Origin of the sequence: Rhodoferax sp., assembly GCF_011391645.1 — a bacterium.
Taxonomy (GTDB): domain Bacteria; phylum Pseudomonadota; class Gammaproteobacteria; order Burkholderiales; family Burkholderiaceae_C; genus Rhodoferax.
Genome location: NZ_JAABQC010000052.1, coordinates 1 through 18,000 on the forward strand (window position 1 = coordinate 1; position 18,000 = coordinate 18,000).

Sequence of the window (18,000 nt, forward strand, 5' to 3'; positions counted from 1 at the left end):
CCGGGTCCAACAGGCGGTAATTCTTGAGGTCTTCGAGCCACAAGACAAACCGGGCTTTGCCATCGTTGTAGCTTTTGTCGCCCTTCTTCCTGCTTTTACCCAGCAGCGTGCGAATGTCCTGCCCCACCGCTTCCCATTTCTGCGCCAGCGGGCGGCTCAGCACGGGCTCGATGATGCGCAGGATGGTGGCGGGGTCGGTGTAGTGCGCGCCAAGTTGGCTGCGTTTGGCAGGGTCGAGGCCGCGCTCGAACAGCGTGCCGAAAATGGACACATCGATGGCTGACCAGTTCAGCGCGGCGGCGTTGCGCAGCTCGGTCACTTCCATGATGCTCAAAGCGGGCACCTTGACCTTTTTGAACAGGCCGCCGTTGAACCACGGAATGTCGTCGTTGCCGTACAGGCCGCCGTCGCACATGGCGATGAACAGATTGGTCAGGCCCTGGGTGAGTTTGTCGGCGGTGAGATGCTTGTTATTGACCAGGCCCTCGAACATGCGCTCGGGCAGCAGGCCCACGTCTTCAGCAAAAAAGCAGAACAGGCACTGCGTCAAAAAGTGGGCGACTTCGTCAGGGTCGTTGTCGCGCTTGCGCAGGCCGTCAGCCAGCGTGGCAAAGCTTTTGGCGGCAGCCTCGGTGATATCGCGGCTGGTTTTTTGTGGGCGAAAACTCTCCGGGTCAGTCCACAGGCGGCGCAGCAGCATCTGCTTGGCGGGTTGGTCCAGTTCGCCCAGCAACACCGTGTGGACTTCAGACGGGTGGCCGTTGAACTGGGTGTGGATGCGAATGGTGACACGGTCGCACACCACCAGCAGCGGCGGGTTGGAGAGCGCCAGGCTGTAGGTGAGCAACTGCTTGAGGGCAGCGTCGAGGTTTTTGCCAGGGGCCTTGTTTTCCCAGGCGAAGTGGTCGCGCATGAACACGTCGGCATAGCCTCGCGCCTCGCCCAACACCAGCGTGTCCTGCTCAAAAATATAGTCACCCGCGCTGCCCGGCGTGGGCACGCCCAGCAACTGGCACAGGTCGATGAAGTGCGCCTGCGCGCCCTGGCGTTCGTTCAGCTCATAGGCCGGGCCGCCGGGCCCCCATTTGGCGATGAATTCTTGCGGGGTCATCACAACAGCACCACATCCAAATGCTGAAAATGTTGGTCCAGGGTCAGCACGGGCGCCTGGTGGCGCCTGGCACAAACGGCAATCAGCGCATCACTCAGCGGAACCTGCAAGCCTTTGGCTCGCAATTGCGCCAGCAAGCGCCCGGCACTCAGCCAGTCTGCCGGGATGATGTCAAGGCAAGGCACATTGGCCAGTAAAAAATCAAGCTGCTCCTGCTCCTTGCGGCCCTTGGCGCCTTGCATCAACTCGGCTTGCACTGCTCCGCAAAGTGCGGCACGGTCACTGGCCAACAACTGCGCGACCTGATCGCCCAGACTGCCTTGCGGCTGGCGCAAAAAATCAATCCAGGCGCAGGTGTCAATCAAAACCGGTTTCATGGGCTTGCCGGCTCATTTGCGGAAAGCGGCATCACATCAAGTTGGCGCAGCTCGCGCCAGTTGTCTTCAATCGCCACCTGTCCCCGCAAAGCCAGCAACTTTTTTAGCCGCGCCTGGTGAACGTAGTCCTGAACCGCTTGACGCAAGGCCTTGGCGGGGGAAGACTCGCCGGTAGTTTGCATCAACTGTTTCATCAAATTATCATCAATTGTGATGGTTGTGCGCATCATACTCTCCCAATAAGTGCATCATTCAAGTCTATCAGCAATGCATCAAAAATTCAAACGGGGCGCACCCACACGGGCCGTAACCGGCCTGTCAGCGCTGCGGCGCAATCTCAGAGGCGTAGTCGTACAGCGCGCCCAGAATGGCTTCGTCGCGCTCGCTGGCGTTTTCGGCCAGCTTGTCGAGTTCTTCAAACAGGGCGTCCAGTGTCAGGGCGCCGCCCTCGCCGTCAAACAGCCGGGTCGCGCGGTGGGCTTCCCATCTTTCGGCTTCCTCCAAGCTGAGACTTTGCGGAAAATTGCGCGCGCGATAACGCCACAGCAACTCGGACAAGCGCGCGTCTTCAAACGCGGGCCTGGCCGTGGCAAGCTCAGCCGGGCTGCGCTGGCGCAAGTCGTTGAGGCGGCGGCGATCGGCATTGCCGACAAAACCGCCGTACAGGTCTTCATCCACATCCACAGGCGCCGCTGCCGGCCGGGCAAACACCTGGGCCCAGATGGCGCTCATGTCGGGCAAATCGCGTGCCGCCGCCGCGTGCTGCAGTTGGGCTGCCAAGTCAATGCCCCAGCGCCCGGCCATGGCCGGGCTGAGCACCTTGAGGTTGCTCATCACCATGGGCGACTTGTTGAGGTGCACCGACTTGACCGGCAGGCGGCTGATGCCTTCCGGCAGATCGGCGGATTTGCTGAACAAACGCAGTCGGATTTGTTCGGCATTCAGGCTGGCCAGTTCACTCGGATCAAAGGCCAGGTCCCAGGCCAGCAGCTCGTTCTTGTTGGTCGGGTGCATGGCCAGCGGCCACATCAAGGCGAGACAGCCACGCTCAGGGGCAAACATGCCTGAAATGTGCAAAAAGGGCTTGGCCTGGGTCAAGCTGGTGGGCAAGCCCAGTTCAGCCATGACCCGGTCTTTTTTGTGCAGCGCAAAACAAAAATCGAACAGTTTTGGCTGCGCTGTCTTGATGAGCCGCGCCAGGGCGATGGTGGCCTGCACGTCGCTGAGGGCATCGTGGGCGGCGGTGTGCAGCAGACCATTAGCCGCGCTCAGGTCGGTCAATTTGAAGCTGGGCTTACCGTCCGGTTTTGTGGGCCACTGGATGCCGTCCGGACGCAGGGCGTAGGCGGTGCGCACCACATCCAGCAAATCCCAGCGGCCGCAGTCGTTTTGCCATTCGCGCGCATAGGGGTCGATCAGGTTGCGCCAGAACATGAAGCGCGTGATCTCGTCGTCAAAGCGGATGGTGTTGTAGCCCACGCCCACGGTGCCGGGTTGGCTAAGGGCCTGCTCGATCTGCGCGGCAAACTGGTGTTCAGGCAGGCCCTTTTCCAGGCACTCCTGGGGCGTGATGCCGGTGATCAGGCAGGCCTGGGGCTCGGGCAGGAAGTCGTTGGCGGGCCGGCAGTGCAGCATGAGCGGCGCGCCCACTGGGGTGAGGTCGGCGTCGGTGCGGATGGCGCCAAACTGCGCCGGCCGTGTCTGCCGGGTATTGGCACCAAAGGTCTCGTAGTCGTGCCAGAGAAAAGTGTGCATCCGCGTGGGGACCGGGTCAGTCCTGCTTGGGCTTGTCGCTGTGGGAGACCTCGTAGCCATCGGCCACGTAGGCTGGACCCTTCATCAGCCAGACGATCACGCAGCCGATGCCGATCGTCAAGACCGCCGTCCAGACCAACACAGCCAGGCCGATCATGCCAAAGTCAAAGACCTCAATCTTCCGCGCAATTTCAGCCGGCGTTCCCTCGGTATAGAAAAGCCGCGCCAGGCCCGACAGCAGCAAGGGCGACAGCGTGCCCAGCACCAGCACACGCGGCATCAGGCGCAACAGGCGCAACTCGAAGCCATACGGCGTGCGCTTGTAACCGGGGAGTTTTTGGAGCCAGTTCATACGAGAGTGGGTAGTGGGGTCTATCTATTCAAGCCATTTTTGCATGAACTGCGCCTGGCCCATGGCCGGGTCCAGCTGGTAGTTGTCATAGCCCAGCCGGCGGTAGAGTTTTTGGGCCGGTCCATTACCTTCAAGTACTTCCAGCGTGAGCTTGCAGGCTCCGCGCGCCCGCGCCAGTTGCTCGACCAACCCGAGCATCTGCTCAGCCACGCCTTGACCGCGATGCGACGCCAGCACCACCACATCATGAACGTTGACCAGTGGCTGACAGGCAAAGGTGGAAAAACCCTCGACGCAGTTGATCAAGCCCACCGGAAGGCCTCCCAATGCCTCGTCATAAGCCAGCACACTGAACAGATTGGGACGGGCTGCCAATGCTTGCGGCAGGTTGGCCTTGGCAAAATCAGACAAAGGCTCAGCGCCGCCCATGGGGTCGCGCGCATAAGCGTCCAGCAATTCCAGCAGGGCCCGCATGTGCTGCGGGTTGGCGTAATTGGCCTGGCACAGCGTCAGGTTGGTTGCTCTTGTCATGGGAATCTCAGGCGCTGATGGTGTTGGCGATGCGCTGGGCGCAAGCCCTGGCCTGGTCCGCGTCGCGCGCCTCGACCATGACCCGCACCAGGGGCTCGGTGCCGCTGGCGCGAATCAATACTCGACCGTTTTGACCCAATTCGGCCTCGACGGCGCGCGTTTCAGATTCCAGCATGACGCTGGCTTGCCAGTCTTGCCCGGGTTTGAGCCGGATGTTGATCAGGGTTTGCGGGAACAGCGTGACGCCGTCGAGCAACTCCGCCAGCGACTTGCCGCTGCGCACGCTGGTTTGCAGCACCTGCAAGGCAGAGATCAAGCCGTCGCCAGTAGTGTGCTGGTCAAGCGCCAGCAAGTGGCCGGAGCCCTCCCCGCCAAGCAGCCAGTTGTTTTTTTCCAGCGCTTCAAGCACGTAGCGGTCGCCCACCTTGGCGCGCACCAGGGGCACACCGCGCGCCTGCAGGGCCAGTTCCACCGCCATGTTGGTCATGAGCGTGCCCACCACGCCGGGCACAGCCTCGCCGCGGCGCAGCCGGTCGTCAACCATCAGGTAGAGCACTTCGTCGCCATTGAACAAGCGACCGTTGGCATCGACCATCTGCAGGCGGTCGGCATCGCCGTCCAGGGCAATACCCACGTCGGCCCGGTGCGTCCGGACAGCTTCGATCAAGGCCTCGGGGTGGGTGGCTCCAAAGCCTTTGTTGATATTCAGGCCATCCGGCGAGCAACCGATGGCAATCACCTCGGCGCCCAGCTCATGGAACACCTTGGGGGCAATTTGATAGGCGGCACCATTGGCCGCATCGACCACAATGCGCAGGCCCTTGAGCGTGAGGTTATTTGCAAACGTGCTTTTGCAGAACTCAATGTAGCGACCGGCGGCATCGTCCAGACGCCGGGATTTGCCCAGATTGGCAGAGTCCACCCAGATAGGATCCTGGCGCAGCATGGCTTCCACATCGCGTTCCCAGGCATCGGGCAACTTGGTGCCTTGGGCGCTGAAAAACTTGATTCCGTTGTCTTCAAACGGATTGTGGCTGGCGCTGATGACCACGCCCAGTGAGGCGCGCAGGGCACGGGTCAGGTAGGCCACCCCCGGCGTTGGCAAGGGACCGAGCAGCACCACATCGACACCGGCCGAGTTGAAACCGCTCTCCAGCGCGCTTTCCAGCATGTAGCCGGAAATCCGGGTGTCTTTGCCAATCAGTACCGTGGGTTTGGCCTCAACGCGCTTGAGCACGCGCCCAACGGCGTGTGCCAGCTTGAGGGTAAAGTCTGCTGTGATGGGCGCTTGCCCGACAGTACCGCGTATGCCATCGGTACCAAAATATTGCCTGGTCATTGTTATTCTTTCACCTGAGTCTTGATTCAAACAGCGGCTATCTTATCGCTTCCAGCACCCGCAAGACCTGCACGGTTTCCTTGACGTCATGCACCCGCACCACCGAAGCGCCGCGCTCGACTGCCAGCAGCGCCGCCGCCAGACTGGGTGCCAGGCGTTCGGACGCTGACAGACTGGCCGCTGGCGTGGTGTGCGACACCATGCCAGCCAATGAGGACTTGCGTGACCAGCCTGCCATCACCGGGTAACCCGCCTCAAGCAACTCGGCCTGGCGCGCCAGCAGGGCAAAGTTTTGCGCCACTGTCTTGCCAAAGCCAATGCCTGGGTCCAGCATGATTCTGGCCTTGTTGACGCCCAAGGCCTGCAACGCGTTTCCCGCCTGTTCCAGGAAGGCGCGCACCTGCGGCACCACATCGCCCTGCATGGGCACCAGCTGCATCGTCAGCGGCTCGCGGTGCATGTGCATCAGGCAGACCCCGCAGTTCGGGTGCGCCGCAACAACTGTGGTGGCGCGCGGGGTGGGTGCGATTGCAGCTTGGTCCTGCCAGCGCAGGGCCCAGATGTCGTTGATGATGTCGGCGCCCAGGTCCAGCACAGCCTGCATCACCTGCGGCTTGTAGCTGTCCACCGACACCGGCACGCCCAGTCGTGTTGCCTCGCGCAGCACCGGAATGACGCGGGCCAGTTCGTCCTCAAGACTGACCGGTGAGGCACCGGGACGGGTGGACTCACCGCCAATGTCGAGGATGTCAGCGCCGTCGCGAAGCAGTTGCTCGCAGTGCCTGAGCGCGGCCAGCGTGGAGCGATGCTGGCCACCGTCCGAGAACGAGTCTGGTGTGACGTTGACAATACCCATCACCCTGGGACGCGTCAGGTCGACTTGATAACGGGTGGTCTGCCAATACATGGTCACGTCCCTGATGAATAGTTGGCGACTCAAAAAAAACGGGGCCGCAGCCCCGTCTGATCATCATCCCGCGTTACGCAGCGTGGGGCGCGGCGTCCGGTTTGATGGCTGGCGTGCCACCGCTGCCGGAGTCCGGATTGGACGCTGGCACACGCGGTGACCAATCCTTGGGCGGTCGGGGCGGCTTGCCGGCCATGATGTCATCGAGCTGGTCGCTGTCGATGGTTTCCCATTCCAGCAAGGCCTTGGCCATGGCATGCATCTGGTCACTGTGCTCCTCGATCAGGCGGCGCGCCAATGCGTACTGCTCATCGATGATGCGACGCACTTCGGCATCGACCTTCTGCATGGTCTCTTCGCTCATGTTGGTGGTCTTGGTGACCGATCGGCCCAGGAAAACCTCGCCCTCGTTCTCGGCATACACCATCGGCCCAAGCGCCGCTGTCATGCCGTAGCGCATCACCATGTCACGGGCGATCTGGGTGGCACGCTCGAAGTCGTTGCTGGCGCCAGTGGTCATCTGGTTCATGAACACCTCTTCGGCAATCCGGCCACCAAACAACATGCTGATCTGGCTCAGCATGTAATCCTTGTCGTAGCTGTACCGATCCTGCGCCGGCAGGCTCATCGTGACCCCCAGGGCGCGGCCGCGCGGAATGATGGTGACCTTGTGCACCGGGTCGCACTTGGGCAGCAACTTGCCGATCAGCGCGTGGCCCGACTCATGGTAGGCGGTGTTGCGACGCTCGCTCTCGGGCATGACCATGCTCTTGCGCTCCGGACCCATCAAAATCTTGTCCTTGGCCTTCTCGAAGTCCTGCATCTCCACGGTGCGGGCATTGCGACGGGCTGCCATCAGGGCCGCCTCGTTGCACAGGTTGGCCAGGTCGGCACCACTCATGCCGGGCGTGCCACGGGCGATCACCGCAGGATTGACGTCCGGGCTCAAAGGCACCTTGCGCATGTGCACGTTCAAAATCTGCTCACGACCGCGGATATCAGGCAGCGTGACATAGACCTGGCGGTCGAAACGGCCCGGACGCAGCAACGCCGCGTCCAGAATGTCCGGACGGTTGGTGGCGGCCACCACGATCACCCCCACATTGGTCTCAAAGCCATCCATCTCGACCAGCATCTGGTTGAGGGTTTGCTCGCGCTCGTCGTTGCCACCGCCCAGACCGGCGCCACGCTGGCGGCCGACCGCGTCAATTTCATCAATAAAAATGATGCAGGGCGCGTTTTTCTTGGCGTTGTCAAACATGTCTCGAACTCGCGAGGCGCCAACACCGACAAACATTTCGACGAAATCGGAACCCGAAATGCTGAAAAACGGCACCTTGGCTTCGCCGGCAATGCTCTTGGCCAGCAAAGTCTTGCCGGTTCCCGGCGGGCCGACCAGCAGCAAACCACGCGGAATACGGCCGCCGAGTTTCTGGAATTTGGCAGGGTCCTTCAAAAAGTCCACCACCTCTTTCACTTCTTCCTTGGCTTCGTCGCAACCCGCCACGTCGGCAAAGGTCACGGTGTTGGTGTTTTCGTCGAGCAGGCGCGCCTTACTCTTGCCAAAGCTGAAGGCACCCCCCTTGCCGCCGCCCTGCATCTGGCGCATGAAGTACACCCAAACGCCAATCAGCAGCAACATCGGGCCCCAGCTGACCAACAGCGTCATCAGAAGCGAGCCTTCTTCACGCTGGCGCACATCGAACTTGACGTCATTGGCAATCAAGTCACCCACCAGACCACGGTCGAGGTAGGTCGCCGTGGTGCGGACCTTGCGGTCATCAAGGGTAACCGCAACGATTTCAGTGCCGCTTTGGCCTTCCTGAATGATGGCGCTCTTGATCCGGTTACCGCGGACTTCTTCCAGAAAGTCAGAGTAGCCAAGATAGCCGGCACCGGCTTCAGGACGGGTATCAAATTGCTTGAAGACGGTGAACAGCACCATCGCAATAACCATCCAGACCGCAATTTTTGAAAACCATGGATTGTTCAAGCCAGACTCCAGTAAAAAGACATTTGTTGCATACCACAAGATTGGGCTAATTCTAGGCGCTTCAGGCTGCCCTTGGACCAGCTTCGGGTCATCAGCCACAGCGCAAGCAAGGTATTCATGGTTTTTTGAGCTGCATGCCGATCAAAAAGGTCTCTGAAGACTTGTCGCGTGAGGCCTTGGGCTTGATGCGCTTGACCGTGGCAAAGGTGTCCCGAAATCGCTGGTACAGCGCGTCATAACTGCCACCATGAAACACCTTGGCCACCAGCGCCCCATCAGCCTTGAGATGGCTCTGCGCAAATTCGAGCGCAAGCTCAATCAGGAGCTCTATTCGCGCCGCGTCAGCCGAGCTGATGCCCGACAGGTTGGGCGCCATGTCGGAAAGAACCACATCAGCCAACTGGCCCTGCATGTGCCCTGCCAATTGGGCCAACACGGCATCTTCGCGCAGATCACCCTGAAGGAACACCACGCCTTCGATCGCCTCCATCGGCAGCATGTCAAGCGCGATGATGCGGCCATTGAGTTCGCCCGCTGCCGCCCCGCCGCCAGTGGCTGACTTGGGCGACAGTTTGCGCCGCACATACTGGCTCCAGGCACCCGGTGCAGAACCCAGGTCCACCACCAGTTGGCCAGGTCTGATCAGGTGCAGGGTTTCGTCAATTTCCTGCAACTTGTAGGCCGCGCGCGCCCGGTAGCCTTCCTTTTTGGCGAGCTTGACGTAAGTGTCATTGACGTGATCGTTGAGCCAGGCCCGATTGACCTTGCTGCTTTTAACTGCTGATTTCATAGTTCTCACCGATAATACTGTTATGTCTCAAATCCAACTGACCCCCGCCCAACGCAAAGTTCATCGCGCCGAAGCCCACCACCTCGACCCTGTGGTCATGGTCGGCGGCGACGGCCTGACCGACGCTGTCAAAAAAGAAGCCGACGCCGCGCTGAAAGCCCACGGCCTGATCAAGGTGCGCGTCTTTTCAGACGACCGCGCCGCTCGTGAAGCCATGTTTCAAACCCTGGCCGACGAGTTGAACGCCGCCCCCATCCAGCACATCGGCAAACTGCTGGTGCTGTGGCGGCCGCTGCCCGAACGCGAAAAGACCGCCGACGAAGACCGCAAGCCCGGCCCGCGTGATGTCAAGGTGCTCAAGTACAGCACCCGCGGCGGCCAGCGCCCTGAAGTCAAAACCCTGCGCGTGCTGGGCAACCAGCGCCTGACCTCAGGCGGCCAGGTCAAGCGCTCCAAGCCCAAGCAGATCAGCATCAAGAAACGCAGCCAGACCTGACAAACTCCGCGGGGTTTATCCAACCTTGCGGATCATCTTCCAGAACGTGACTCCGGCACACAACCACTGCAAGGCAAACATCGCGCTGCCCACGCTGTGCCAGAGCTGCAAATTTTCCCGACTCACAATTCTGGGAGCCACGGCAAATTCCGACAACAGCGCCAGCAACACACCAAGCAACATGAAGGCCAGCGCTGACTGAGCTCGCCCGTTGTCAGAACCGGCCTGACCGGGCCGGTGCATCAGCAACAACAGCAGGCCGCACCCGGCACTTAGCCAGGTTTGTGCGGTGAACAGTTTGGCGGCCATGCCCCCCGCCAGCGCCGGGCTTGGCAAATGCACAAACAGCAACGGCACGACCAGTGCGCCCAGGGTGGTCAGACTGCCCCACCACAAGGCAGCCAGCCAGGGTGCCAACACCGACAAGCGCGCGGCCATTCAAATATAGCTGACCGACACCACTTCGTAGTGCCGCACGCCGGCGGGCGCCTGCACGGCAGCGGTGTCACCCTCAACCTTGCCAATCAGGGCGCGTGCAATCGGACTGTTGATGTTGATCAGGCCAAGTTTGAGGTCAGCCTCGTCTTCACCCACAATCTGATAAGTGACTTTCTGGCTGGACTCCTGGTCTTCGAGTTCGACGGTGGCGCCAAAGACCACCCGGCCATCGGCATGCAGTTCGGTCGGATCGATGATTTGCGCCGCCGAGAGCTTGCCCTCGATTTCCTTGATGCGCCCTTCAACAAAACCTTGTTTGTCCTTGGCCGATTCGTATTCGGCGTTTTCGCTCAAATCACCTTGCGCGCGCGCCTCGGCAATGGCGCTGATGACCGCTGGGCGTTCAAACGCTTTGAGTTGATGCAACTCGGCCTTGAGTTTCTCAGCACCACGTTTGGTAAGGGGAAGGGTCGCCACGTAAAGCTCCGTGAAAATGAAAGGACACAAAATGAAACCGCCGAACGTTGCCGTCCGGCGGTGTTGGCTGAATTATGCCGCGAATATGCGGCGCACAGGCAAAGGATTACGCCGCGTTCAGTTGCGCGTGCATCTCTTGCACCGAAATAACATCAAGCGCGTCCATGTAGCGCATGCCTTCCACGGCCGCTTCCGCACCGGCAATGGTGGTGAACGTGGTGACCTGTGCCAGCAAGGCCGAGGTGCGGATCTGGCGTGAATCGGCAATCGCATTGCGTCGCTCTTCCACGGTGTTGATGACCAGCACAATCTCGTTGTTTTTCAACATGTCAACAATGTGCGGACGCCCTTCGGTGACCTTGTTGACGACACCACAGCGCACACCGGCGGCATTGATGGCAGCTGCCGTGCCCTTGGTCGCGACCACTTCAAAATGCATCTCTGCCAGTGCTTTGGCCACCTCGATGGCTGCCGGTTTGTCATTGTTTTTGACTGACAAAAACACCTTGCCGGAGGGCTCGCCGTTCGGCGTGAATGGACGTGGCAACTTGCAGCCCGCTCCCAGTTGCGCCTTGACAAAGGCCTCGCCAAAGGTTTTGCCCACACCCATCACCTCACCCGTGGATTTCATCTCGGGGCCCAGGATCGTGTCAACCCCCGGAAACTTGACAAATGGAAACACCGCTTCCTTGACGCAGAAATATGGCGGCTGCACTTCGACCCCTATACCCTGGGAATCCAGCGTCTGGCCAACCATGCAGCGTGCTGCCACCTTGGCCAACTGGACACCGGTTGCCTTGGACACAAACGGCACAGTGCGCGATGCGCGCGGGTTCACTTCCAGCACAAAAATCACGTCCTCGCCGTCTTTTTGCTGAATGGCAAACTGCACATTCATGAGCCCGACCACGTTCAGGCCTTCTGCCATGGCAGCGGTCTGGCGCTTGAGTTCATCAACCGTGGCCTGCTTGAGGTAATACGGCGGCAATGAACATGCCGAGTCGCCACTATGCACACCGGCTTGCTCAATATGCTCCATCACGCCGCCAATGAAAACACGGCCGACCGAGTCACGCACGGCATCGACATCGCATTCAATGGCATCGTTCAAAAAGCGGTCCAGCAGCACCGGCGAGTCGTGGGACACCTTGACCGCTTCACGCATGTAGCGCTCCAGGTCGCGCTGCTCATGCACAACTTCCATGGCGCGGCCACCCAGCACATAGCTTGGGCGCACCACCAGCGGATAACCCAGCGCAGCCGCCTTTTCCAGCGCCTCGGCCTCGGTGCGCGCTGTGGCGTTGGGCGGCTGGCGCAACTTCAATTCATGCAACAGCTTCTGGAAGCGTTCACGGTCTTCGGCGGCGTCGATCATGTCGGGGCTGGTGCCGATGATGGGAACGCCATTGGCCTCCAGGTCGAGTGCCAGTTTCAAGGGCGTTTGACCGCCGTACTGGACGATCACGCCATAAGGCTTTTCCTTGTCGACGATTTCCAGCACGTCTTCGAGCGTCAGCGGCTCAAAGTAGAGACGGTCCGAGGTGTCGTAATCGGTTGACACGGTCTCAGGATTGCAGTTGACCATGATGGTTTCAAAACCATCCTCACGCAAAGCCAGCGCGGCATGCACGCAGCAGTAATCGAACTCGATGCCCTGGCCGATGCGGTTCGGCCCGCCGCCAAGCACCATGATTTTCTTGTTGTTGGTGGGTGCCGCCTCGCACTCGGCGCCTTCGGCCTCGTAGGTGGAATACAGGTAGGCGGTGTTGGTGGCAAATTCAGCCGCGCAGGTGTCGACCCGCTTGTAGACCGGGCGCACACCCAGCGCATGACGGCGCGCGCGCACGGCGGTGTCGCTGGTCTTGAACTGCTTGGCCAGCCGGCGGTCAGAAAAGCCTTTTTGCTTGAGCGCGCGCAGGGTGGCCGCGTCAATCGAATCCAGCGCCGTGCCCACCGCGGGCTGCGGCAGGTGCTCGATTTCGAGCTCGATCTTGACGATTTGCTCGATCTGCACCAAAAACCAGCGGTCGATCTTGGTCAGCTCAAACACCTCATCCACGCTCCAGCCGGCGGCAAAAGCGTCACCCACATACCAGATGCGGTCTGGGCCGGGCTCACCGAGCTCGCGCTCCAGAATTTCGCGATCCTGGGTTTTTTCGTTCATGCCGTCCACGCCCACTTCGAGGCCGCGCAGCGCTTTCTGGAACGACTCCTGGAAGGTGCGACCCATGGCCATGACTTCACCAACCGACTTCATCTGGGTCGTCAGGCGGCTGTCGGCAGCAGGAAACTTTTCGAACGCAAAACGCGGAATCTTGGTCACCACGTAATCAATGCTGGGCTCAAAGCTGGCCGGTGTGGCTCCCCCGGTGATCTCATTCTTCAGTTCATCGAGCGTGTAACCCACCGCCAACTTGGCGGCCACCTTGGCAATCGGAAAACCTGTGGCCTTGGAGGCCAGCGCACTCGAGCGACTCACGCGCGGGTTCATTTCGATCACCACCATGCGCCCGTCCTTGGGGTTGATGGAAAACTGCACGTTCGAGCCACCGGTGTCGACACCGATCTCGCGCAGCACCGCCAGCGACGCGTTGCGCAGAATCTGGTACTCCTTGTCGGTGAGCGTCTGTGCAGGCGCCACCGTGATGGAGTCACCGGTGTGCACGCCCATCGGGTCCAGGTTTTCGATGGAACAGACGATGATGCAGTTGTCGGCGGTGTCGCGCACCACCTCCATCTCGTACTCTTTCCAGCCCAGAAGCGACTCTTCAATCAGCAATTCGTTGGTGGGCGAGGCTTCCAGGCCGCGCTTGCAGATCACAACGAACTCTTCGGGGTTGTAAGCGATGCCGCCGCCGGTGCCGCCAAGCGTGAAACTGGGGCGGATCACGGTCGGGAAACCGACTGTTTTCTGCACTGCCCAGGCTTCTTCCATGCTGTGCGCTATGCCGGAGTGGGCTGAGCCCAGGCCAATCCTGGTCATGGCATCCTTGAACTTGAGGCGGTCTTCGGCCTTGTCAATCGCCTCCGGCCTGGCACCGATGAGCTCCACCGGTTTGCCAGTGGCCGCGCCGGTGTATTTGGCCAGCACACCGTTGTTCCACAAGTCGAGCGCGCAATTGAGCGCGGTCTGGCCGCCCATGGTCGGCAAAATCGCGTCTGGGCGCTCCTTGGCGATGATCTTCTCGACCGTCTTCCAGATGATCGGCTCGATATAGGTCACGTCAGCCGTGGCCGGGTCGGTCATGATGGTGGCCGGATTGCTGTTGATCAGGATGACCTTGTAGCCTTCTTCACGCAACGCCTTGCAGGCCTGCACGCCGGAGTAGTCGAATTCACAGGCCTGGCCGATGATGATCGGCCCAGCGCCAATGATGAGGATGCTTTTGATGTCGGTACGTTTTGGCATGTTGTAGGACGATTCTCTTGTTTTATTAATTCAGGCTGGCGCTGGCCAATTTGGCCCCAAACCACAGAAACAGGCCGCCCACCAGGCTCGACAACCCGGCAGACAGCCGTTTGCGCTGGGCAAACCCCTGCGCCAACCGGGCCCCGGTGACGATCAGCACCGACAGGTACAGGGCGCTGAAAGTCATCAGGATCGCGCTCAAAATCAAAAATGGGACTTCCGGATGGGCATAACTGGTGTCAATGAACTGAACGAAGAACGACAGCAAAAACAAAATAGCCTTCGGGTTGAGCAGGCTGATCACCAGGGCGCGACGAAACGGTCGTTGCAAATGGGCGGCGCCGCTGGAAACTTCGATGGCTGCGTCGTTTCTCGCGCCGGACAGCATTGCAGGCTGGCTTCGCAAACCGGCAATCGCCCCGCGCAGCAGATTAAAACCCACCCACGCCAGATACGCCGCACCCACGTACTTGACCACCATGAACATGGCCGGGTAGGTGCGCAACACGCCGGCCGCGCCCAGGGCGGTGCACAGCAGCAAAATGGTGTCGCCCACAAACACGCCGTAGGCACCCTGAAAACCCGCGCGCACGCCGCGCGCGGTTGCCACCGACAGCACATACAGCGAATTGGGCCCGGGCAGCAAAATGATGCTGAAGGCGCCAATCACATAGGTCCACAGGTCAGTGACGCCGTAAAAACTCATCCACGCGACTCCATGGCGGTGATGAAGCGGTCGAACAGGTAGCCAATGTCATGCGGGCCGGGTGAGGCCTCGGGGTGACCCTGGAAGCAAAACGCCGGCTGGTCGGTGCGCTCCAGACCTTGCAGCGTGCCGTCAAACAGGCTGACATGGGTGGCGCGCAGATTGGCCGGCAGGTTTTTTTCATCAACGGCAAAACCATGGTTCTGGCTGGTGATGCTGACGCGGCCACTGTCGAGATCTTTCACCGGATGGTTGGCACCATGGTGGCCGAACTTCATCTTGAATGTTTTTGCGCCGGAGGCCAGCGCCATGATCTGGTGCCCCAGACAAATGCCAAAAGTGGGGGTTCCGCTGTTGATCAGTTCGGCGACCGCGGCAATGGCATAGTCACAGGGCTGCGGATCACCCGGGCCGTTGCTCAAAAAGACGCCATCCGGCCGCTGTTTCAGCACGTCAGCCGCCGGGGTTTGCGCCGGCACCACGGTGACCTTGCAGCCGCGCTGGGCCAACATGCGCAAGATGTTTTTCTTGACGCCAAAGTCATAAGCCACCACATGAAAACGCGGCGCGGTTTGTTCGCCATAGCCAGGACCGCCACCGAGCGCCGGGTTGAATAGCTCCCACTCGGTCTGTGTCCATTCATAACCCGCCTTGACGCTGACCACCTTGGCCAGGTCTGTGCCCGCCATGTTGGGCGCCGATCTGGCCAGGGCAACCGCCCGGTCGATCACCACCTGTGTCACCACCTCACCGGCAGCCAATGCCAGAATGCAGCCGTTTTGTGCCCCCTGGGTGCGCAACTGGCGCGTCAACTGGCGGGTGTCAAGATTGGCAATGGCCACGGTGCCCTGTTCGCGCAAATAGGCATCAAGCGACTGACTGGAACGGAAGTTGGAGGCCAGCAACGGCAGGTCCTTGATGATCAGGCCGGCCGCCTGGACACGGTCAGACTCGACATCCTGGGCGTTGACGCCGTAACTGCCAATATGCGGATAAGTCAGCGTGACAATTTGCTGGCAGTAGCTGGGGTCGGTCAAGATTTCCTGGTAGCCGGTCATGGATGTGTTGAAAACCACTTCACCCACCGTGGAACCTGCGGCCCCGATGGAATGACCAAGATAAAACGTGCCGTCTGCGAGCGCCAGGATGGCTGGTGGGGTATTTCCCTTGAGAGACAAAAGCACTGGGTTCTCCGAAATAGTTGCGGGTACGCCCAGGCACCCAGGAACGGTTCCTGAAGCGGCTGTTGACTGGGATGGGTGGGCTGCTGCTGTGAGCGTACGCGGGTGCGAAATTGGGCTCAATTATAGCCCGGGTCAACCCTGGGCCAGGCGCGCCGTGGCACTGGCGTGCAGACAAATGCCGGCTGCGGTGGCCACATTGAGTGACTCTTCACCCCCCGGTTGGGCTATGCGCACATGGCCGCTGGCGCGCGCCTCAAGTTCGGCACTCACGCCCTGCCCCTCGTGACCAAACGCCCACGCATTGGGCATTGAAAGCGCCTTGTTCAGGAGCAACTGGTGCAGATAGTCACCCCGGTGCGAACTCGTGACCAACAACGGCACCGCGAGCGCATCCAGCAGACCAAGCTCTGCGCCTTCAATCAGCTGTAGGCCCCAGTGCGCTCCCATGCCGGCGCGCAACACTTTGGGACTCCACAGTGCAGCCGTGCCTTTGATCGCAATGATTTGCCTGAAGCCAAAGGCGGACGCGCTGCGCAAAATGGCCCCCACGTTGCCGGCATCCTGCACCCGGTCCAGGATGACGGTTGCCAGCGCAGGCTGAAATTCTGGCGCTGCTGGCAAGTCAAACACAAAACCCATGCGGGCCGGCGACTCCAGCGTGCTGAGATCGTCAAACAGCGCGTCGCTCAGCACAATGTTTTTTAAAGCTGCCTCGACACCATCCGCCGGCGCTGCCGACCAACAGGAGGCCGCAAAAATGCCCAGCGCGGGCTGCACACCACGCCCCACGGCGGCGCGCATCAAATGGTCGCCCTCGGCCCAGATGCGCTGCTGCTTGCGGTACTCGGTACTGCCATGGGCCAGGCGTTTGAGGTCCTTGAGCAAGGCGTTGTCGCGCGAACTGATGTGCAGGACCTGGGGCGAGCTCATGCCCTGCCTCCTTGCAACACCTCGGTCACCGGCCGGAAGGTGGTGCGGTGCTCGGGACAGGCGCCATGCGCTTGCAGGGCCGCCAGATGCACCGAGGTGCCATAACCCTTGTGCCGGGCAAAGCCATACGCCGGGTACAAGGCGTCAACCTCCTGGCACCAGCGGTCACGCGTGACCTTGGCCAGAATCGATGCGGCAGAGATGGCCGCCACCAGGGCATCGCCCTTGACAAGGGCCTCGGCGCGCATGGTCAGCACCGGCAGGCGGTTGCCATCGACCAGTACCAGTTTGGGCGACAGACGCAAGCCCTCCACGGCACGGCGCATGGCCAGCAGGGTCGCCTGCAGGATGTTGAGCGTGTCAACCTCCTGCACGCTGGCCTGGGCCACGGAAACACACAGGGCCTTGGCCAGGATCTCGTCATACAGTTGCTCACGTTTGCGTGCCGTGAGCTTTTTGGAGTCGGCCAAACCCCTGATCGGACGCAAGTCGTCCAGAATGACGGCAGCCGCCACCACCGGGCCAGCCAGTGGGCCACGGCCCGCCTCGTCGACCCCGGCGATCAAGCCGTTGATCTTCCATTGCAGCGCCACCTGCCGCATGCTGGCGGGCGCACTCGAACGCCGCCTGACTGAACGCGCTGCCGGTGGCGTTGACGCCTTGCGGACGCCAGGCTCAGGTGCTGATAAGTTGCGCAATGGCATGGGAAGCAAGTTGGGGTGTGTCGCGCTGCAACTCGGTGTGCAGCGCGCAAAAACGTTGTTCAAGGGCGTGTATTTTCTCAGGCGCCTGGTCTTTGGCGTCGAGCCAACGCAAAACTTCTTTGGCCAGGGCTTGTGGCGTGGCGGCGTCCTGAATCAGTTCAGGCACCACAAAGTCACGGCACAAGATGTTGGGCAGGCCGACCCAGGGTTGCAGCATTTTGCGCCGCATGATCTGCCATGACAGCGCGCCCATGTGGTACGCAATCACCATCGGGCGCTTGAACAGCGCCGCCTCCAGCGTGGCGGTGCCACTGGCGATCAGGGTCACATCACAAGCTGCCAAGGCGGTGTGCGACTCGCCATCCACCAGTTGCAGGCCATGGCCTATTCCACTGGTGCGGGCTGCAGCTTCAATTTGGCGTTTGAGAAAAGGCACGCAAGGAACGATGAATTTGACGGCGGGTTGTGCCTGCCGAATCAGCGCGGCAGTCTGAAAAAAAC

18 protein-coding genes and 1 pseudogene are annotated in these 18,000 nt (G+C 60.8%); 1 reads left to right on the forward strand and 18 read right to left on the reverse strand.

Annotated elements, in window-relative coordinates:
* The 10 genes from GPS82_RS08170 to GPS82_RS08215 form a co-directional block, all read right to left on the reverse strand.
* On the reverse strand, nucleotides 1-1,111 hold a 1,111-nt coding region (locus GPS82_RS08170; protein WP_363717356.1), incomplete at its 3' end, for a type IIL restriction-modification enzyme MmeI.
* On the reverse strand, nucleotides 1,111-1,488 hold the full coding sequence (locus GPS82_RS08175) for a PIN domain-containing protein (RefSeq protein ID WP_296493181.1): 378 nt from the start codon (nucleotides 1,486-1,488) through the stop codon (nucleotides 1,111-1,113). The genes GPS82_RS08170 and GPS82_RS08175, both read right to left, overlap by 1 nt.
* Nucleotides 1,485-1,715, reverse strand: a complete 231-nt coding sequence (locus tag GPS82_RS08180; RefSeq protein ID WP_296493184.1) for a type II toxin-antitoxin system VapB family antitoxin — start codon at nucleotides 1,713-1,715, stop codon at nucleotides 1,485-1,487. Before GPS82_RS08180 ends, GPS82_RS08175 begins: the two co-directional genes overlap by 4 nt.
* A gap of 91 nt (nucleotides 1,716-1,806) precedes the next feature.
* The gene (gene sbcB / locus GPS82_RS08185) at nucleotides 1,807-3,243 is read right to left on the reverse strand and encodes an exodeoxyribonuclease I (RefSeq protein ID WP_296493186.1); all 1,437 of its coding nucleotides are present in this window, start codon (nucleotides 3,241-3,243) and stop codon (nucleotides 1,807-1,809) included.
* A gap of 16 nt (nucleotides 3,244-3,259) precedes the next feature.
* On the reverse strand, nucleotides 3,260-3,595 hold the full coding sequence (locus GPS82_RS08190) for a hypothetical protein (RefSeq protein ID WP_296493188.1): 336 nt from the start codon (nucleotides 3,593-3,595) through the stop codon (nucleotides 3,260-3,262).
* A 24-nt stretch (nucleotides 3,596-3,619) separates the two neighbouring features.
* Complete coding sequence (locus GPS82_RS08195) at nucleotides 3,620-4,126, reverse strand: GNAT family N-acetyltransferase (protein ID WP_296493190.1); 507 nt, start codon at nucleotides 4,124-4,126, stop codon at nucleotides 3,620-3,622.
* Nucleotides 4,127-4,133: 7 nt separating this feature from the next.
* Nucleotides 4,134-5,465: a phosphoglucosamine mutase gene (gene glmM, locus GPS82_RS08200; protein ID WP_296493192.1), complete on the reverse strand. Its 1,332-nt coding sequence runs from the start codon at nucleotides 5,463-5,465 to the stop codon at nucleotides 4,134-4,136.
* 37 nt (nucleotides 5,466-5,502) lie between these two features.
* On the reverse strand, nucleotides 5,503-6,372 hold the full coding sequence (folP, locus tag GPS82_RS08205; protein ID WP_296493195.1) for a dihydropteroate synthase: 870 nt from the start codon (nucleotides 6,370-6,372) through the stop codon (nucleotides 5,503-5,505).
* A gap of 73 nt (nucleotides 6,373-6,445) precedes the next feature.
* Complete coding sequence (gene ftsH, locus GPS82_RS08210) at nucleotides 6,446-8,365, reverse strand: ATP-dependent zinc metalloprotease FtsH (RefSeq protein ID WP_296493198.1); 1,920 nt, start codon at nucleotides 8,363-8,365, stop codon at nucleotides 6,446-6,448.
* Between the two features lie 115 nt (nucleotides 8,366-8,480).
* A complete protein-coding gene (locus GPS82_RS08215; protein ID WP_296493200.1) occupies nucleotides 8,481-9,155 on the reverse strand; it encodes an RlmE family RNA methyltransferase in 675 nt (224 codons plus the stop codon).
* 22 nt (nucleotides 9,156-9,177) lie between these two features.
* On the opposite strand from GPS82_RS08215, the gene GPS82_RS08220 reads away from it, so the two are divergent.
* A complete protein-coding gene (locus GPS82_RS08220) occupies nucleotides 9,178-9,651 on the forward strand; it encodes a YhbY family RNA-binding protein (RefSeq protein ID WP_296493203.1) in 474 nt (157 codons plus the stop codon).
* A 15-nt stretch (nucleotides 9,652-9,666) separates the two neighbouring features.
* Here GPS82_RS08220 and GPS82_RS08225 read toward each other — a convergent pair whose 3' ends face one another.
* The 8 genes and pseudogenes from GPS82_RS08225 to GPS82_RS08260 all read right to left on the reverse strand — a co-directional run.
* A complete protein-coding gene (locus GPS82_RS08225; RefSeq protein ID WP_296493206.1) occupies nucleotides 9,667-10,089 on the reverse strand; it encodes a DUF4149 domain-containing protein in 423 nt (140 codons plus the stop codon).
* Nucleotides 10,090-10,566: a transcription elongation factor GreA gene (gene greA / locus GPS82_RS08230; protein ID WP_296493208.1), complete on the reverse strand. Its 477-nt coding sequence runs from the start codon at nucleotides 10,564-10,566 to the stop codon at nucleotides 10,090-10,092.
* A gap of 106 nt (nucleotides 10,567-10,672) precedes the next feature.
* Nucleotides 10,673-13,975 carry a carbamoyl-phosphate synthase large subunit gene (carB, locus tag GPS82_RS08235; RefSeq protein WP_296493210.1) on the reverse strand — a complete coding sequence of 1,101 codons (3,303 nt, stop codon included), beginning with the start codon at nucleotides 13,973-13,975 and terminating at the stop codon, nucleotides 10,673-10,675.
* 25 nt (nucleotides 13,976-14,000) lie between these two features.
* The gene (gene leuE / locus GPS82_RS08240) at nucleotides 14,001-14,681 is read right to left on the reverse strand and encodes a leucine efflux protein LeuE (RefSeq protein WP_296493213.1); all 681 of its coding nucleotides are present in this window, start codon (nucleotides 14,679-14,681) and stop codon (nucleotides 14,001-14,003) included.
* Entirely contained in the window at nucleotides 14,678-15,865 is a 1,188-nt protein-coding gene (gene carA / locus GPS82_RS08245) for a glutamine-hydrolyzing carbamoyl-phosphate synthase small subunit (RefSeq protein ID WP_296493216.1), read from the reverse strand. The genes leuE and carA overlap by 4 nt, the downstream gene beginning before the upstream one ends.
* Nucleotides 15,866-15,997: 132 nt before the next feature.
* A complete protein-coding gene (locus tag GPS82_RS08250) occupies nucleotides 15,998-16,795 on the reverse strand; it encodes an RNA methyltransferase (RefSeq protein ID WP_296493218.1) in 798 nt (265 codons plus the stop codon).
* A complete protein-coding gene (gene rnhB / locus GPS82_RS08255) occupies nucleotides 16,792-17,397 on the reverse strand; it encodes a ribonuclease HII (protein ID WP_296493220.1) in 606 nt (201 codons plus the stop codon). Before rnhB ends, GPS82_RS08250 begins: the two co-directional genes overlap by 4 nt.
* Before the next feature lie 73 nt (nucleotides 17,398-17,470).
* Nucleotides 17,471-18,000, reverse strand: a pseudogene (locus GPS82_RS08260) (lipid-A-disaccharide synthase); the annotation flags it as partial.

What these genes read in the sequence shown, in the direction of transcription:
- GPS82_RS08175 (WP_296493181.1), bottom strand. Translation starts at nt 1,488, where the DNA reads ATGAAACCGGTTTTGATTGACACCTGCGCCTGGATTGATTTTTTGCGC.
- GPS82_RS08180 (WP_296493184.1), bottom strand. Translation starts at nt 1,715, where the DNA reads ATGCGCACAACCATCACAATTGATGATAATTTGATGAAACAGTTGATG.
- sbcB (WP_296493186.1), bottom strand. Translation starts at nt 3,243, where the DNA reads ATGCACACTTTTCTCTGGCACGACTACGAGACCTTTGGTGCCAATACC.
- GPS82_RS08190 (WP_296493188.1), bottom strand. Translation starts at nt 3,595, where the DNA reads ATGAACTGGCTCCAAAAACTCCCCGGTTACAAGCGCACGCCGTATGGC.
- GPS82_RS08195 (WP_296493190.1), bottom strand. Translation starts at nt 4,126, where the DNA reads ATGACAAGAGCAACCAACCTGACGCTGTGCCAGGCCAATTACGCCAAC.
- glmM (WP_296493192.1), bottom strand. Translation starts at nt 5,465, where the DNA reads ATGACCAGGCAATATTTTGGTACCGATGGCATACGCGGTACTGTCGGG.
- folP (WP_296493195.1), bottom strand. Translation starts at nt 6,372, where the DNA reads ATGTATTGGCAGACCACCCGTTATCAAGTCGACCTGACGCGTCCCAGG.
- GPS82_RS08215 (WP_296493200.1), bottom strand. Translation starts at nt 9,155, where the DNA reads ATGAAATCAGCAGTTAAAAGCAGCAAGGTCAATCGGGCCTGGCTCAAC.
- GPS82_RS08220 (WP_296493203.1), top strand. Translation starts at nt 9,178, where the DNA reads ATGTCTCAAATCCAACTGACCCCCGCCCAACGCAAAGTTCATCGCGCC.
- GPS82_RS08225 (WP_296493206.1), bottom strand. Translation starts at nt 10,089, where the DNA reads ATGGCCGCGCGCTTGTCGGTGTTGGCACCCTGGCTGGCTGCCTTGTGG.
- carB (WP_296493210.1), bottom strand. Translation starts at nt 13,975, where the DNA reads ATGCCAAAACGTACCGACATCAAAAGCATCCTCATCATTGGCGCTGGG.
- leuE (WP_296493213.1), bottom strand. Translation starts at nt 14,681, where the DNA reads ATGAGTTTTTACGGCGTCACTGACCTGTGGACCTATGTGATTGGCGCC.
- GPS82_RS08250 (WP_296493218.1), bottom strand. Translation starts at nt 16,795, where the DNA reads ATGAGCTCGCCCCAGGTCCTGCACATCAGTTCGCGCGACAACGCCTTG.
- rnhB (WP_296493220.1), bottom strand. Translation starts at nt 17,397, where the DNA reads ATGCGGCAGGTGGCGCTGCAATGGAAGATCAACGGCTTGATCGCCGGG.